Origin of the sequence: Spiroplasma endosymbiont of Clivina fossor, from assembly GCF_964031115.1 — a bacterium.
Classification (GTDB): domain Bacteria; phylum Bacillota_I; class Bacilli_A; order Mycoplasmatales; family Nriv7; genus Nriv7.
This window is the reverse complement of sequence record NZ_OZ035006.1, coordinates 1,946,613-1,961,882: the sequence shown is the minus strand read 5'-3', so window position 1 is coordinate 1,961,882 and position 15,270 is coordinate 1,946,613. Positions and strand designations below refer to the sequence as shown.

13 protein-coding genes and 2 pseudogenes are annotated in these 15,270 nt (G+C 29.2%); 10 read left to right on the top strand and 5 right to left on the bottom strand.

Annotation, left to right across the window (positions count from 1 at the left end; all coding sequences use genetic code 4):
• Window positions 1-197: 197 nt before the first annotated feature.
• The 3 genes and pseudogenes from AAHM82_RS11900 (at window position 198) to lysS (ending at window position 3,303) form a co-directional block, all read left to right on the top strand.
• Window positions 198-1,205, top strand: a pseudogene (locus tag AAHM82_RS11900) (FAD-dependent oxidoreductase).
• On the top strand, window positions 1,120-1,458 hold the full coding sequence (locus AAHM82_RS11895; protein WP_342264078.1) for a hypothetical protein: 339 nt from the start codon (window positions 1,120-1,122) through the stop codon (window positions 1,456-1,458). The pseudogene AAHM82_RS11900 and the gene AAHM82_RS11895 overlap by 86 nt, the downstream one beginning before the upstream one ends.
• A gap of 357 nt (window positions 1,459-1,815) precedes the next feature.
• Window positions 1,816-3,303 carry a lysine--tRNA ligase gene (gene lysS, locus AAHM82_RS11890; RefSeq protein ID WP_342264077.1) on the top strand — a complete coding sequence of 496 codons (1,488 nt, stop codon included), beginning with the start codon at window positions 1,816-1,818 and terminating at the stop codon, window positions 3,301-3,303.
• 348 nt (window positions 3,304-3,651) lie between these two features.
• Here lysS and AAHM82_RS11885 read toward each other — a convergent pair.
• Window positions 3,652-4,252, bottom strand: a pseudogene (locus tag AAHM82_RS11885) (vitamin B12-dependent ribonucleotide reductase); the annotation flags it as partial.
• Window positions 4,253-4,569: 317 nt separating this feature from the next.
• On the opposite strand from AAHM82_RS11885, the gene AAHM82_RS11875 reads away from it, so the two are divergent.
• From AAHM82_RS11875 to AAHM82_RS11865, 3 genes are all read left to right on the top strand, one after another.
• Window positions 4,570-5,226, top strand: coding sequence for a transposase (locus AAHM82_RS11875; protein ID WP_342263374.1), 657 nt, complete (start codon window positions 4,570-4,572; stop codon window positions 5,224-5,226).
• 555 nt (window positions 5,227-5,781) lie between these two features.
• Window positions 5,782-6,996 carry a hypothetical protein gene (locus AAHM82_RS11870; RefSeq protein WP_342264074.1) on the top strand — a complete coding sequence of 405 codons (1,215 nt, stop codon included), beginning with the start codon at window positions 5,782-5,784 and terminating at the stop codon, window positions 6,994-6,996.
• Window positions 6,997-7,008: 12 nt separating this feature from the next.
• Window positions 7,009-7,536, top strand: coding sequence for an L-threonylcarbamoyladenylate synthase (locus AAHM82_RS11865; protein WP_342264073.1), 528 nt, complete (start codon window positions 7,009-7,011; stop codon window positions 7,534-7,536).
• Between the two features lie 211 nt (window positions 7,537-7,747).
• Here AAHM82_RS11865 and AAHM82_RS14920 read toward each other — a convergent pair whose 3' ends face one another.
• From AAHM82_RS14920 to AAHM82_RS11850, 4 genes are all read right to left on the bottom strand, one after another.
• Entirely contained in the window at window positions 7,748-8,140 is a 393-nt protein-coding gene (locus tag AAHM82_RS14920) for a transposase family protein (RefSeq protein ID WP_342264845.1), read from the bottom strand.
• A complete protein-coding gene (locus AAHM82_RS14915; RefSeq protein ID WP_342263396.1) occupies window positions 8,137-8,577 on the bottom strand; it encodes a transposase family protein in 441 nt (146 codons plus the stop codon). The genes AAHM82_RS14920 and AAHM82_RS14915 overlap by 4 nt, the downstream gene beginning before the upstream one ends.
• Window positions 8,578-8,793: 216 nt before the next feature.
• Complete coding sequence (locus AAHM82_RS11855) at window positions 8,794-9,753, bottom strand: IS1/IS1595 family N-terminal zinc-binding domain-containing protein (protein ID WP_342264072.1); 960 nt, start codon at window positions 9,751-9,753, stop codon at window positions 8,794-8,796.
• A gap of 15 nt (window positions 9,754-9,768) precedes the next feature.
• On the bottom strand, window positions 9,769-9,891 hold the full coding sequence (locus AAHM82_RS11850; protein WP_342264071.1) for a hypothetical protein: 123 nt from the start codon (window positions 9,889-9,891) through the stop codon (window positions 9,769-9,771).
• 196 nt (window positions 9,892-10,087) lie between these two features.
• On the opposite strand from AAHM82_RS11850, the gene AAHM82_RS11845 reads away from it, so the two are divergent.
• The 4 genes from AAHM82_RS11845 to fusA all read left to right on the top strand — a co-directional run bounded on the left by AAHM82_RS11845 (window position 10,088) and on the right by fusA (window position 15,262).
• Window positions 10,088-12,088, top strand: coding sequence for a hypothetical protein (locus AAHM82_RS11845; RefSeq protein ID WP_342264070.1), 2,001 nt, complete (start codon window positions 10,088-10,090; stop codon window positions 12,086-12,088).
• A 169-nt stretch (window positions 12,089-12,257) separates the two neighbouring features.
• Window positions 12,258-12,671 carry a 30S ribosomal protein S12 gene (rpsL, locus tag AAHM82_RS11840; RefSeq protein WP_342264069.1) on the top strand — a complete coding sequence of 138 codons (414 nt, stop codon included), beginning with the start codon at window positions 12,258-12,260 and terminating at the stop codon, window positions 12,669-12,671.
• Window positions 12,672-12,694: 23 nt separating this feature from the next.
• On the top strand, window positions 12,695-13,162 hold the full coding sequence (gene rpsG / locus AAHM82_RS11835; RefSeq protein WP_342264068.1) for a 30S ribosomal protein S7: 468 nt from the start codon (window positions 12,695-12,697) through the stop codon (window positions 13,160-13,162).
• A gap of 21 nt (window positions 13,163-13,183) precedes the next feature.
• Window positions 13,184-15,262 (top strand): elongation factor G, encoded by a 2,079-nt coding sequence (fusA, locus tag AAHM82_RS11830; protein WP_342264067.1) that lies wholly within the window; start codon window positions 13,184-13,186, stop codon window positions 15,260-15,262.
• Window positions 15,263-15,270: the final 8 nt, after the last annotated feature.

Sequence of the window (15,270 nt, the reverse complement as noted above, 5' to 3'; positions counted from 1 at the left end):
TCATATTGCCCCAACATATTGAACCTTAATTTAGTTTAATTTGTACCTTATCATTAAGCGATGATAAGGTATTTTTTTGTTATTAAAACACAAGTGGTTTTTTGATGTGCATAGTGTTATTATTAGTAAGAACAATTACTAAATAGAAGGAGGATTGAAGTTATGCGAACAATTATTATTGGTGGGGGGCACCGGCAATGACTTGTGCTAGTAAACTACGAAGAAATGATGCAACGATGGAAATTATTGTTTATCAAGCAAGTAGTTATGTTTCATTAGGCGCTTGTGGGATTCCATATTATATTACTGAAGAATTTGATAATGTTAATGATTTATTAGCAAGAACGCCAGATTGATTTGAAAAACAAAATATTCAAATTTTTTTAAACTCGCCATTAACTGCGGTTGATTTTGATAAAAAAGTGGTTACAATTTGTAATCAAGTAACTTCTGAGATAATTACTAAACAATATGATAATTTAGTTATTGCTACGGGGGCGATACCAATTGTTCCTAAATTTGAAAATGACCATTTAGGAAATATTTTTACAGCCGTTAGTAAAGAGGATGCTTACAATATTAAAAAACAAGTTAAAGATAAACAAAAAATTGCTATTATTGGTGGTGGTTTTATTGGTTTGGAACTGGTTGAAGCATTTAGTCATTTGCAGAAAGAAGTTATTCTTGTTGAGGCATTAGAACGAGTTGGTGCTAAAGCTTTTGATGTTGAGATTACTACTATACTACAAGAATATTTATTGGCAAAAACTGTGCAAGTGCATTGTTCCAAAGAATTATTAGGTTTTCAAGGCGAAAACGATGTTTAAACAATTGTATTAGCAAATAATGAAATTATTGCTGCTGATTTAGTAGTTTTAGCATTGGGATTTCGGTCTCATACCCAATTATTTAAGGATACGGGTTTAGAAATGCTGGACAATGGGGCAATTGTTATTGATCATCAAGGAAAGACTAATATTGCTAATGTTTATAGTGTTGGTGATTGTGCAACAATTACTAATTTAGTAACTAAAAAACAATCATATCTTCCTTTAGCAACAACAGCAGTTAAATTAGCTCGGGTTTATTGCCAATGTTGATGATCGGTTAGAAGGAACTTTGGGAAGTGCGATTTTACAAATTGTCGATTTGCAAGTTGCTCGGACTGGATTAAGTGAATGAGAAGCAAAAGCAATGAATTTTAACTATCAAACAATTATCATTGATGATTATGATTTACCAAATTATATGTCAAAGCAAATGCCTTTAAAATTAAAATTGCTTTATGAAGTTGATTCCTTAAAATTATTAGGAGCACAAATTGTTGGTTATAATAAAGCAGTTTTAAGAATTAATGCTTTAGCGGTTGCGATTTGCAAGCAAATGACATTACCAGAAATTGCCAAGTTAGATTTGGGGACGCGTAAAGTTTTGTTAGGTGGGAAAATATTTGATTAATTTTGAAAGAAAAGTAACTACAATTTAATTATCGTTTTATTTGAAAAATAAGTAATAAAACAAAATATTTACTATTAACAAACATAATCTTAATAAAAGGTTATAAAAACTAAGTAAAATGCTTATAAAAACAACATTAAAATATTTTTTACAACAAAAATCATACATAAGAAATATATACTTAATTTGAATATTGAAATAATTTATAGTAAATGATTATTTTTTCTTTTTTCAAAAATACCTAAGAAAACTAAACGCGACCTAGATTGGTCTATGCACCACCTTTTGGACGCACTAGTGATATAATTCATATTGGTGCTAGTAAAATTAAGAAATAATTAAAGGAGAAGTTAATTTATGTCAAGAAAATTTTCAGAACAGGAAGTTGTCCGACGCGATAAGTTAGAGCAATTAGTTAAGGGGAACCATAATCCGTTTGCTATTTCTAAGGTAGAGTGCACGCATACTACTGCTGAATTTAAAGAACAATATGATGTATATAGTAAAGAGCAATTGCAAGGAAAACCGGATGTGATTACGATTGCGGGAAGAATTAGGGGTTTAAGAACGGCGGGCAAAGCAATTTTTGCTAATATTCAAAACCAAGATGGTCAAATTCAAGTTTATCTTCGTCTTGATGAAGTTTCTAAGGAGGAATTTCTTGCTTTTGAACAATTAGATTTAGGCGATATCATTAGTGTTACGGGTGGGGCAATGAAAACACAAGTTGGGGAATTGACTTTAAGACTGGTAGCGTTTCAATTGCTTAGCAAGGCTTTAAAACCGTTGCCTAATAAACATGATGGTTTAAAGGATATCGAAGAACGATATCGTCGGAGATATGTTGATTTAATTGTTAATGAAGAAGTTAAAGCAGTATTTATTAAAAGAACGCAAATATTGAATTTAATTCGGCAATATTTACAAACAAGAGACTATTTAGAGGTGGAAACGCCAGTTTTACAACCAATATTAGGGGGGGCAACAGCAAAACCTTTTAAAACGCATCATAATACTTTGGATATGCCATTTTACTTGCGAGTTGCTCCTGAATTGTATTTAAAAAAGCTTCTTGTTGGTGGTTTTGAGAAAGTATTTGAAATGGGCCGATTGTTTCGTAATGAAGGTATGTCAGCGAAACATAACCCTGAGTTTACTGCGATTGAAATTTATGTTGCTTATCAGGATATGAATTTTATGATGCAGTTAACCGAAGATTTAATTAGCTATTTAGTTAAGGCAATTTTGCCTAGTAGTGAAATAACTTACGATCATCAAAAAATTAATTTTCGGCAATGAAATAAAATGAGTATGGTGGAAGCAATTAAAAATGTTAGTGGGGTAGAATTTAATCGGGAAATGACATTAGTGCAAGCACGAAAGTTAGCTAAAGAGCATAAGATACTTTTAGAAAAGCATCAACATACGATTGGGCATATTATTAATGCATTTTTTGAACAATTAGTTGAAAAAACCTTAATTCAACCATCATTTATTTATGGATATCCACTGGAAGTGTCGCCATTAGCGAAAAAGAGTTGTTCTGATGAACGGTTTACTGATCGTTTTGAACTATTTATTGGCGGTAGAGAGTATGCTAATGGTTATTCTGAATTAAATGATCCGATTGACCAATATCATCGTTTTGAACAGCAGTTAGCATTAAGAGATTTAGGCGATGAGGAAGCTAATGAAATGGATTTAGACTTTGTTGAAGCCTTAGAATATGGGATGCCACCAGCTGGTGGTTTAGGGATTGGTATTGACCGCTTAGTAATGTTATTAACGGAACAATCATCAATCAAAGATGTGTTATTATTTCCTCATATGCGAATTAAAGAATAAGCGGGTGCTAAGAAGCGTTAAAAAAGAGTAAGGAATTAAACTCCTTACTCTTTTTTGTTAATTCTAAGATGTTATAATCCACATTGTAACTGAGCGTTGCAATTGTCGCAAGTATTGCATCCCCCCCCCCGCTTCAACGATGTTGCCTTCATCGCAGAAAACACAGAGGTCGCCGATATTAAGTACCACACGGGTGCGCGGTCTTGTTTAAAAATACCACGCGGTATTGGGGTTTGTAGGGGAAAAAGGCGTTGCTGGGGGTTTGTGGGGGATTTAGAACTAGCGACAATGGTTTTGTTTCTAATGGTGATCCGAGTTGTTCTTGGATTGGTTCGCTGTCATCGGTTAGAGCGATAGTACTTGGGCGTTTCTTGAACCATCAACATAGACAGTACCACCTTTGGCACCGTTTTTGTATAAGTGCATATATAGTTTTTCCACATTTTTAACGGTATAGCCAACAGGAGCATTAACGGTTTTGGAAATTGACGAGTCAACTCAGCGTTGAATAATACATTGTACATCAGCATGAGCAATTGGCGTTAGTTCCATCGCACTAATAAAAATATTAGGTAGTGGTTTATCAACATACTCGGGGTGATATTTTAGTCATTCATCAACAATTTTAGCATTAACTTTAATATTTTTACCAAGACGACGACCACTCCGATAAAAGTTAAAAGCAAAATATGGTTCTAAACCAGTAGAAACACCAACCATTGTTCCGGTTGTTCCCGTAGGAGCGATAGTTAGTAAGTGGGAATTACGAATCCCATATTTTTTAATGGCATTACGAATTTCGGGGTTCATTTTTTTCATATAACCACTATTATATGAAGGCGGTGCGGTTTTTTAAGAAGGGAAATGAACCTTTTTCTTTAGCAATATTTACTGATGTTAAACAAGCAGTTTCGGCGATTAATTGAAATATTTTTTTAATTTTGTCATTTTCTGTTCTCCTTCGTTTAAGTATAATTCAGAATGAATTATCGAGACACAGAATTTTGGACAGGCCCATTCGTTCGCCTCAATCCAATGGGAAGATTGAACGATTCCACCAACATTATAACAAATTATTTTTTCCATAATTATTATCCACCTCTATCATATTAAAAATATACCTAAAATTAAGTATATTCAATAAATATCAAGAGTTTTCGACAAAATTAAAAAAAATATTTATGTAAAAATTGCCGTGCAAGTTTTGACGCTTTTCGTAATCATTTTATTTATTGAAGTCATTTAAATTATGAACAATGAAATTTATTGATTCAAATTTCATTGCTGGGGCAATCTAGTAAAACAATTTCTCGTTTTATTAAAACTACATTAAAAACTGCTTGATATAATCGTCAAAAATTAATGAAATCAAAACAATTAGAAAATACCCAATTAAAATTTAAAAAATTATCTGGTAAAATCCAAATCGATGAAACATTTATTAAAGAAATCCATAAAGGAAATTTCAAATATAAAACTGATCCACGAAGAATTCACCTTGACCCATTCGCAACTAATACTAAATGCTGTATTCAAATGGCAATTGATAATAATAACAATATTTATGTTAAATCCACAAACACCAAACGTTTACAAAAACAATGAGTTATTGAAAATATGAACAAAGAATTAATTAACGAAAATTCAATTATTACTTCTGATATGCAAAAATTATATTTTTTAGTAGCAAAACAAACAAATTCTACTTTATGTGTAACTAAAACAACAATTAATCCTGAAGCTAGTTATCGTAACCTAAATAAAATCAGTAAATTACAATCTAGTCTTAAAGAAGCCTTAATTCATTATCATGGTTTAGGTTTTACTAATATTCAAAATTATTTAAATCTCTGAAAATGAAAATACCAACATAAGGGTTTAACTCCAAACCAACAAACAGCGGTATTATATTTTAATGTATAAAAAAGTTAAAATAAAAATAGTAATTTTACATAAAAGCCTTTTAAAATTATCAAGTTGATGATTTTTTTTATTTTATCAAGAGTTTTCGACAAAATTAAAATTATTTTATAATTTATTGATTAAAGGACGCGTAAAGTTTTGTTAGGTGGAAAAATATTTGATTAATTTTGAAAGAAAAGTAACTACAATTTAATTATCGTTTTATTTGAAAAATAAGTAATAAAACAAAATATTTAATATTAACAAACATAATCTCAATAAAATTCTATAGAAACTAAGTAAAATGCTTATAAAAACAACATTAAAATAATTTTTTACAACAAAAATCATACATAAGAAATATATACTTAATTTGCATATTGAAATAATTTATAGTAAATGATTATTTTTTCTTTTTTAAAAAATACCTAAGAAAACTAAACGCGACCTTTATCCAATCTTAATATTTAATGCAATTGTTGTGTGATATAATTACAAATATAAAAAAATTATTAGAATGCGGAAAAAAAGCATCTAATAAAGTAGAATTAGTTTCTAGTGTGAGGTAGAGATAATATGATTAGAAAAGAAAAATGGCTTTATTTAATTGCTAATGTAATATTAATATGAAACCTTGTATATTTTATTATTGCTAATTACCTAAGTAGTGAAGTTGTTCTTTGAAGTGATGTTTTTAAAGATTCTTTACTATTGTCTTCAACAAAAATTCTTTTGTTACCATTATTATCGTTACTTATTAGTTTAATAAGTATTGCGGGTGCTTTATTTTTAAATTTTAAAAATTATAAAACTAAGCAAAGTAAATATCTTATTGCTTGAATTTTTTTATTATCATTATCAATGGCAATATCTTTAATGTTATCTTTTTATTCGCAAATATCATTAGCAATGTATATGGATGGTGGTAACAGTGGTTTAAGTATTTCGTGGTTAAATAGTCGCTCAATTTGAATTATCGGCGGAGTGATAATTGTTGCTAAAATTGTTGCTATTGTTGAGTTTGCAATGAATTACAATTCATTATTAAAATATAACTTGTTATTAGAAAATAGTTTTGAGGATGGAACAGCGTTTAGTTTAAATTCTAATTTACAAAATATGAAATATAATAATAAAGAACCAAAAACGGAATATATCCCTAATATTAATAATGTTTATGCTGGTTATGTAAACCCCCCTAGTTATAATGGTAGTTTAAATGCCACAATGAATATTAAAAACGAAGAGATTGATAGTTTTTATGCTAAAGAAAATTTATTACAGGATAATAATAATATTAAACCATTAATAAAAGAAAATGAAGAATTTAATAGTTTGGGAGTTGTAAATCCATTACCAAATATTACACCAGCAACAATGGGATTTACACAGCAAATTAAAAATGAATATGAAAAGGATTTTGTTTTAGTTCAGGAATTGCATCGTATTAATATGGCACAAAGTAATGCTCGTGTGGCGAAGTTAATTAATATTTTTTATAATCGTTATGACCGTGGTTTGGATCTCGATGTTGATCGGGTAATGCTCTTAATCTATCGGGTGGCATTAGAACACGAACCGCTTTTTGGATATTTAAAAGATGCTATTTTATATAAATTAGATAGCAAATTTATTTCTGATTTAGCTCGTAAGTGATTTAATTCTTATGCTAATAAGGTAAATAATTTTTATAGCACTAGTCGTTCTGCTTTTAAGAAAAGTCTTAATGAAGGAATAACTATTATGGATAATGATATTGAAAAGTATTTGCAACAATCGGTACCGAGATAGTTTTATGAGTTTATGCAAATATTATCATTAGAACAAAAAAATCTTGTTATTCATAATTTATTAAACGAGCAAGTTGGTATCGTTCCTACGGATACAGTATATGGTTTAGTGGGAATTTATGCTTCGCAATTTATCGCTAAAAGAATCTCGCATTTAAAATTAAGAGATAAAAATAAACCATTGGCAGTTATTGTTAGTGATATTGCAATGGCAAAAGATATAGGGGTTATTACTTCACAAGTTGAACAGTTATATGAATCGTATCCTCAGGGAAAAATAACAATTATTGTTAAACAAAAAGGGAATACCACCGAAACGATAGCGATTAGAATTACCAATTATCGCTGGTTACAAGATATTATTTATCAAACAGGACCACTATTTGCCACTAGTGCTAATGTTCATAATGAAAATTCAATTATAACTATTAATGAGAATAAACTTGAAGTTGATTTTATTGTTGATGGCGGTATTATTGACCAAAAGGCTTCAACAGTTATTGACGCCACAGGTAGTGAGATTGTTATTATGCGTTCATAAGTTATATTAGGTGTTATTGTATTAATATTTTTTATATATTAGACTTCTTGCAAAATTAATATGATAATTATAATTTTTAAATTTAAAATAAATATAAAAGTGTTATTAAAATAATTTTTAGATTATTTTTACAAATATTTTGTCATTAAAACATAATAAAAATTATTATTTACAATAAAAAAAGACTGAAATTTTAAATTATCAAATATATTTAAACTAATAGTTGTAAATTATAAATTGAAGCTATTAAATTAAATCTTAAAGCAAATCTTTTTCTACGATTTCGATATTTTTCACTAATAATTTTAAATTTTTTAAGTATAGCAAAAACATTTTCAATAACAATTCTCATTTTTGAAATTCGCTCATTATTTTGCTTTTCTTCTTTATTTAAAGGGTTTTTCTTTGATTTTCTTTTAGGAATTAAAACATTATGATTAATTTTTTGTATGCCTTGATAACCTAAATCCACTAAAACAGTTGTTTCTGGTAAAAATTTAATTTTTGAATCTTTTAAAATTTTAAAGTCATGGTTTTTACCATAAGAAAAATCAGAACTAATAATTTTTTTACTATCTTTTTCAATTATAACTTGTGTTTTTATTGTGTGTTTTTTCTTTTTTCCTGAGTAGTGCTGTTTTTGTCTTTTTTTGGGCGTTGGATTTGGCTTTCAGTTACATCAATTATAACAGTCTTATCTTTGAAATAATCTTTTAATAGTGATTTTTGACCAGTAAGTTGTTGAAAATTAGGGTGTTTTATTAAAGTGTCTTCAATTCATTTGATATTTCTATAACAACTACTTTCACTAATATCATAACTTTTTGCAATATGAAAATAAGTTCTATATTCTCTTCAATATTCTAAAGTCATTAAAATACGATTTTCTAATGATAATTTATTGGTTCTTCCGCGACGAAATCTCTTTTTTAATTCTTCTATTTTTAAAATTTCTAGCATTTTATTAAAAGTAGTATGTTTAATACCAGTTAATCTTAAAAAATTTTTATCACTTATTTGATTATTTTTTTTAAATTTCATTTAAATTCCACCTTTTTATTAAAAACAACAATTCAATTATATTTTAAATTAATTTTGCAAGAAGTCTATTAATTTGATTAATAATATATAAAAACTCTTTATTTTATTGAAGTTATTTTTTAATTTTGTCGAAAACTCTTGATAAAATAAAAAAATCATCAACTTGATAATTTTAAAAGGCTTTTATGTAAAATTACTATTTTTACTTTAACTTTTTTATACATTAAAATATAATACCGCTGTTTGTTGGTTTGGAGTTAAACCCTTATGTTGGTATTTTCATTTTCAGAGATTTAAATAATTTTGAATATTAGTAAAACCTAAACCATGATAATGAATTAAGGCTTCTTTAAGACTAGATTGTAATTTACTGATTTTACTTAAGTTACGATAACTAGCTTCAGGATTAATTGTTGTTTTAGTTACACATAAAGTAGAATTTGTTTGTTTTGCTACTAAAAAATATAATTTTTGCATATCAGAAGTAATAATTGAATTTTCGTTAATTAATTCTTTGTTCATATTTTCAATAACTCATTGTTTTTGTAAACGTTTGGTGTTTGTGGATTTAACATAAATATTGTTATTATTATCAATTGCCATTTGAATACAGCATTTAGTATTAGTTGCGAATGGGTCAAGGTGAATTCTTCGTGGATCAGTTTTATATTTGAAATTTCCTTTATGGATTTCTTTAATGAATGTTTCATCGATTTGGATTTTACCAGATAATTTTTTAAATTTTAATTGGGTATTTTCTAATTGTTTTGATTTCATTAATTTTTGACGATTATATCAAGCAGTTTTTAATGTAGTTTTAATAAAACGAGAAATTGTTTTACTAGATTGCCCCAGCAATGAAATTTGAATCAATAAATTTCATTGTTCATAATTTAAATGACTTCAATAAATAAAATGATTACGAAAAGCGTCAAAACTTGCACGGCAATTTTTACATAAATATTTTTGTTTTCCTTCTGAATTATGTCCATTTTTAACGCAATGGTAAGATTCACATTTAGGGCATTTAATACTTTGCGCTCTAAATTTTTGATCAATTTCATTTAAACGTTTTTGTTTTTTTATTAATTCTGCTTGTTGTTTGACTTTTTCATAAAATTCTAAAAATTGATCATCTGTTAAAGTATTTACTAGTTCTTGAATTATTTTTTCCATAATTATTATCCACCTCTATCATATTAAAAATATACCTAAAATTAAGTATATTCAATAAATATCAAGAGTTTTCGACAAAATTAAAAAAAATTGATCATCTGTTAAAGTATTTACTAGTTCTTGAATTATTTTTTCCATAAATTATTATCCACCTCTATCATATTAAAAATATACCTAAAATTAAGTATATTCAATAAATATCAAGAGTTTTCGACAAAATTAAAAAAGTTATTCAATAATTTTTTTATAAAATGGTGTATAATTTAATAAAATAAAAGGAAAATAATGGTTTATTTCTTGAATTTAAGTAATAGATATTAAGGGGTGAAAAGCAATGACATTAATGATTATGGGAGCAATAATGATATTTTTAGCTACGCTTTTAGGGGTATTTTTATTAGTGTTATCAATGCCAATTATTTTTAATTTTATTAGTAGTGAAATTTGGTTAGAAAAATTATTTTTAAGATTTGATGAAGAAAATTTTTCTTTTGCATTAATTAAATTAAAAAATAATTTAATGAGTAATCTTGTAATTTATGTATTTTTTGGAATTTTAATTACTCTATTTTTTGTTTTAGTAACAATAGTAATATCACAAATTCATCATCGTAAAAATAATAAAGTGGCAATTAGACTATTTTATACAAATTTTGCTTTAACGGGAATTATTTTTACTATTTTGATTTTAATGATTATTTTTACGGGAATATGATGATTTTCATTTATTTTAGCAGTTTTAGCAATGGGGTTATTTTTTTTACAAAATTCCTTTTTATCATTAATTAAAAATTCTATTAATCATAAAGAATATCAAATTGGTAATATTGATACTGCGGGTGCTAGAGAAATTAGTAATGAAAATCATTTCGATATTAATAACGAAATTGCAAATATTAGAAAAAATAATATTCAAGCACAACAATCATTGTCTTTAGTAAAAGAACAGTTACATTCAGAGTTTTTAAATGATAAAGACTATGAAACTAATGAAATTGATAACAATAAGTTGGTGGTAAATTCAAAAGCGTCCTTACCAGATATATTAAATCCAATGTTGTTAAAAGAGAATGAAGATGATGGTGATGAGATTCATAAAATAATTACAGAACCAATTTATCAAGAAATTAAAACAGATGAGATATTATTTAGTTCATGGGTTACTGAGGAGCAGGAAGTTGCGAGTAATGAACAACAGTTAGATTCAAAAAATAATGTGATATTATCAGGTGAACAAAAGGAAGCTGATGATCAGAACCAAGGGGATATTAATAAAGAAAATCTACAAGTTGAGCAATCGCAGTATTCATATGTTGCCCCCAGTGATTTGCAGTATAACGATGTTAAACAACCATTGATGAGCCATAGTTCGCAAATTGGTTTTGCTAGTAAAAGTCATCAAAATCCAAATCTTGATGGCAATACAACTTTAATAAATAGTTCAGGAAATTGATTTAATCAAGATAACTATGTTAAACAACCATTGATGAGCCATAGAGAAGATAATTTTGCAAAGCAATCATTTGCTAATGAGCATTATCAAGAACAGCAATATTCAGAAGTTCAGAAACAAATGGTGCCATTAGGTCAACAAGAGGTTGATTCGCAATTACAGTCTTATGATTGCAACCAAGGGGATATTAATAAAGAAAATCTACAAGTTGAGCAATCGCAGTATTCATATGTTGCCCCCAGTGATTTGCAGTATAACGATGTTAAACAACCATTGATGAGCCATAGTTCGCAAACTGGTTTTGCTAGTAAGAGTCATCAAAATCCAAATCTTGATGGCAATACAGCTTTAAATAGTTCAGGAAATTGATTTAATCAAGATGACGATGTGGATACAAAGATTGATCCTAATAAAATTTATTATCATTCACCAATGACAGGAAAAACTATTGAAATTAATCAACAAGAGACGAAAGAATTTTTATTTGCTAATCTTCCAGGAAAACCAGATGAATTAGAAAGTCCGGTGTATGAATATAATCCGATTGAAGAAGATAAGAAACCAAAACAGAACAAAAAGAAAATTCACAAAAGTCATTCTTATGGAATTTTTGACCAAACAATGCAGTGCCAAGCTAATCCAGTAGGAATACAAGAAGCAGTTTCTTATCCACAAGGATATGTGCAAGCAAGATATCCAACAGAAGCTAATTATTATGAACAACCAGCATTAAATATTAATTTACCAAAGCAAGAAACACATAATAAATCTGTTGTTAATCACCAATTTGATGTATCAGCAATTGCAGAGCATTATCATTCGCAATATCCAAATTATACATTTACTAATGATAGTTGTCCTGTTTGTTATCAAGGCGGTTAGTTATTCTAAAATCTAGAACTTAATTATCTATAAGTTCTAGATTTTATTTTGGGGATGTGTTGCATTTTTATAATAAATTAGTTATTATTATAAAGGACTTTATTTAGATACGCACGGTATCGTGTGTATAAAATAATAACACGATGAAAGAATGAAAGGAGTATTAATTATGCCAACAATTAATCAATTGATTCGTAAGCGAAGAAAAGTAAAAGTTAGTAAGTCAAAATCACCGTCATTAGGACGCGGATTAAACTCATTAAAAAAAGAGCAAACTACTAATTTTTCTCCCCAAAAACGAGGAGTATGTTCAAAGGTTGCAACAAGAACGCCAAAGAAACCTAACTCGGCTTTAAGAAAGTATGCTCGTGTGCGACTAACTAATGGTGAAGAAGTAACGGCATACATTTCGGGTGAAGGACATAACCTGCAGGAACATTCAGCGGTAATTATTCAAGGTGGAAGAACGAAAGATTTACCAGGAGTGCGTTATCGGATTATTCGTGGCGCTTTAGATGCAGCTGGTGTTGAAGGACGAAAACAAGGTCGTTCAATTTATGGAACTAAGAAACCTAAAAAGTAATAGTTTAAGAAAGGAGTTATTATATGCGTAAAAGAAGAGCAGAAAAAAGAGATGTTTTACCAGATCCAATATATAATTCAAAGTTGGTTACGAGAGCAATTAATAAAATTATGGTTGATGGTAAAAGAGGAATCGCCCAAACAATTCTTTATCAAGCTTTTGATATTATTAAAGAAAAAACAAATGATGATCCATTGGATATTTTTAATAAAGCATTAAATAATGTTTCACCACAATTAGAGTTGAAAGTAAGAAGAATTGGTGGTGCTAATTATCAAGTACCTATTGAGGTATATGAAGAGCGAAAAATGACATTGAGTCTTAGATGATTAATTAATTATTCACATAGTCGTAATGGAAAATGTATGGAAGAAAAGTTAGCAGCAGAAATTATTGATGCATCAAATGGTACAGGTGGTGCTGTTAAGAAAAAAGATGGCATCGAAAAAATGGCAGAAGCGAACAGAGCCTTTGCTAATTATCGTTGATAATTTAAGAGGAGTAGATAGAGGATGCCAAGAGAATATAGTTTAAAAAAAACTCGCAATATGGGTGTTATAGCCCATATTGATGCTGGTAAGACTACGGTTACTGAGAGAATTTTGGTACATACTAAAAGAATTCGTAGAGCTAGAGAAACCCATAATGGTGGCTCACAAATGGATTGAATGGCTCAAGAACAAGAACGCGGTATTACGATTACTTCAGCAGCAACGACAGCGGTTTGAAGAGATTTCAGAGTTAATCTTATTGATACGCCAGGCCATGTTGATTTTACTGTTGAAGTAGAGCGGTCATTACGAGTATTAGATGGTGCAGTTGTGGTTTTAGATGCCCAGTCAGGTGTGGAACCACAAACAGAAACGGTTTGAAGGCAAGCAAATACTTACAAGGTACCAAGAATTGTGTTTATTAATAAAATGGATAAAATTGGTGCTGACTTCTTATATTCTATTAATACAATTCATGACCGTTTACAAGGTAATGCTCATCCAATTCAATTGCCAATTGGTAGTGAAGATAATTTTGATGGTATTATTGATTTGATTGAAATGAAAGCGTATCATTATAATCAAAATGATGTTCATGAAACAGTAGAGGAAATTCCGATCCCTAATGAGTTACAAGAATTAGTTAAAGAAAAGCGCAGTAGTTTAATTGAAACACTTGCTAAACTTGATGATGAGTTAGCGATGCAATATTTAGAAGGCGAAGCGGTTGGTGTTGAACAAATTAAACGAGCGATTCGTAGTGCTACTTTAACAGCTGAATTCTTTCCTGTTGTTTGTGGATCAGCGTTTAAAAATAAAGGTATTAAGTTATTATTAGATGCGGTTGTTGATTATTTACCATCGCCATTAGATATTCCCGCCATTAAAGGGGTGCTTCGTAATGGTGAAGAAGCAGAAAGAAAAGCATCTGATGATGAACCTTTTGCTGCCTTAGCATTTAAAATTATGACTGACCCTTATGTTGGAAAATTAACTTTCTTTCGTGTTTATTCAGGGGTATTAAACTCAGGTTCTTATATCTTGAATGCTACCAAAGATAAACAACAACGCATTGGAAGATTATTAAAAATGCATGCTAATAACCGTGAAGAAATTCAAGAAGTATATGCTGGTGATATTGCAGCGGCTGTTGGTTTGAAGGATACAACAACTGGGGATACTTTGTGTGATGAGAAGCATGGGATTGTTTTAGAATCAATGATTTTTCCAGAACCAGTTATTTCTTTAGCATTAGAACCAAAAACTAAAGCTGATCAAGATAAAATGAGTTTAGCGTTATCAAAACTTGCTGAAGAGGATCCAACATTTAAAACATGAACTGATAATGAAACTGGACAAACAATTGTTGCGGGAATGGGTGAATTACATCTTGATATTATTGTTGATCGCATGAAACGAGAATTTAAAGTTGAAGTAAATGTTGGAAATCCACAAGTATCATATCGTGAAACTATTAAAGCTTCATCTGATTGTGAAGGTAAATATATTAAACAATCAGGTGGTCGTGGACAATATGGGCATGTATGAATTAAATTTGAACCTAATCCAGATAAAGGATTTGAATTTATTGATAAGATTGTTGGTGGTCGAGTTCCCCGAGAATATATTAGTTCTGTTAAAGCGGGATTAGAAGCTAGTTTATCTGGTGGTGTTTTAGCGGGATATCCATTAATTAATATTAAAGCAACTTTATTTGATGGGTCATATCATGATGTTGATTCATCAGAGATGGCATTTAAGATTGCGGCTTCAATGGCTTTGAAAGAAATTAAGAAGCATTCGCAGCCAGTATTGTTAGAACCAATTATGACTGTTGAAGTTGTAGCACCAGAAACATATTATGGTGATGTGATCGGAAATCTTTCTTCAAGAAGAGGTCAGATTGAAGGCAGTGAGCAAAGAGCTAATATTCAAGTTATTAAAGCTAAAGTACCGTTAGCAGAAATGTTTGGGTATGCAACTGATCTGAGGTCCTTTACACAAGGGAGAGCGAATTATACAATGCAGTTTTCTCACTATCAAGAAACACCAAAATCGGTTAGTGAAAAAATTGTTGCCCAAAATTCAAAACAAGGATAATAATTTTA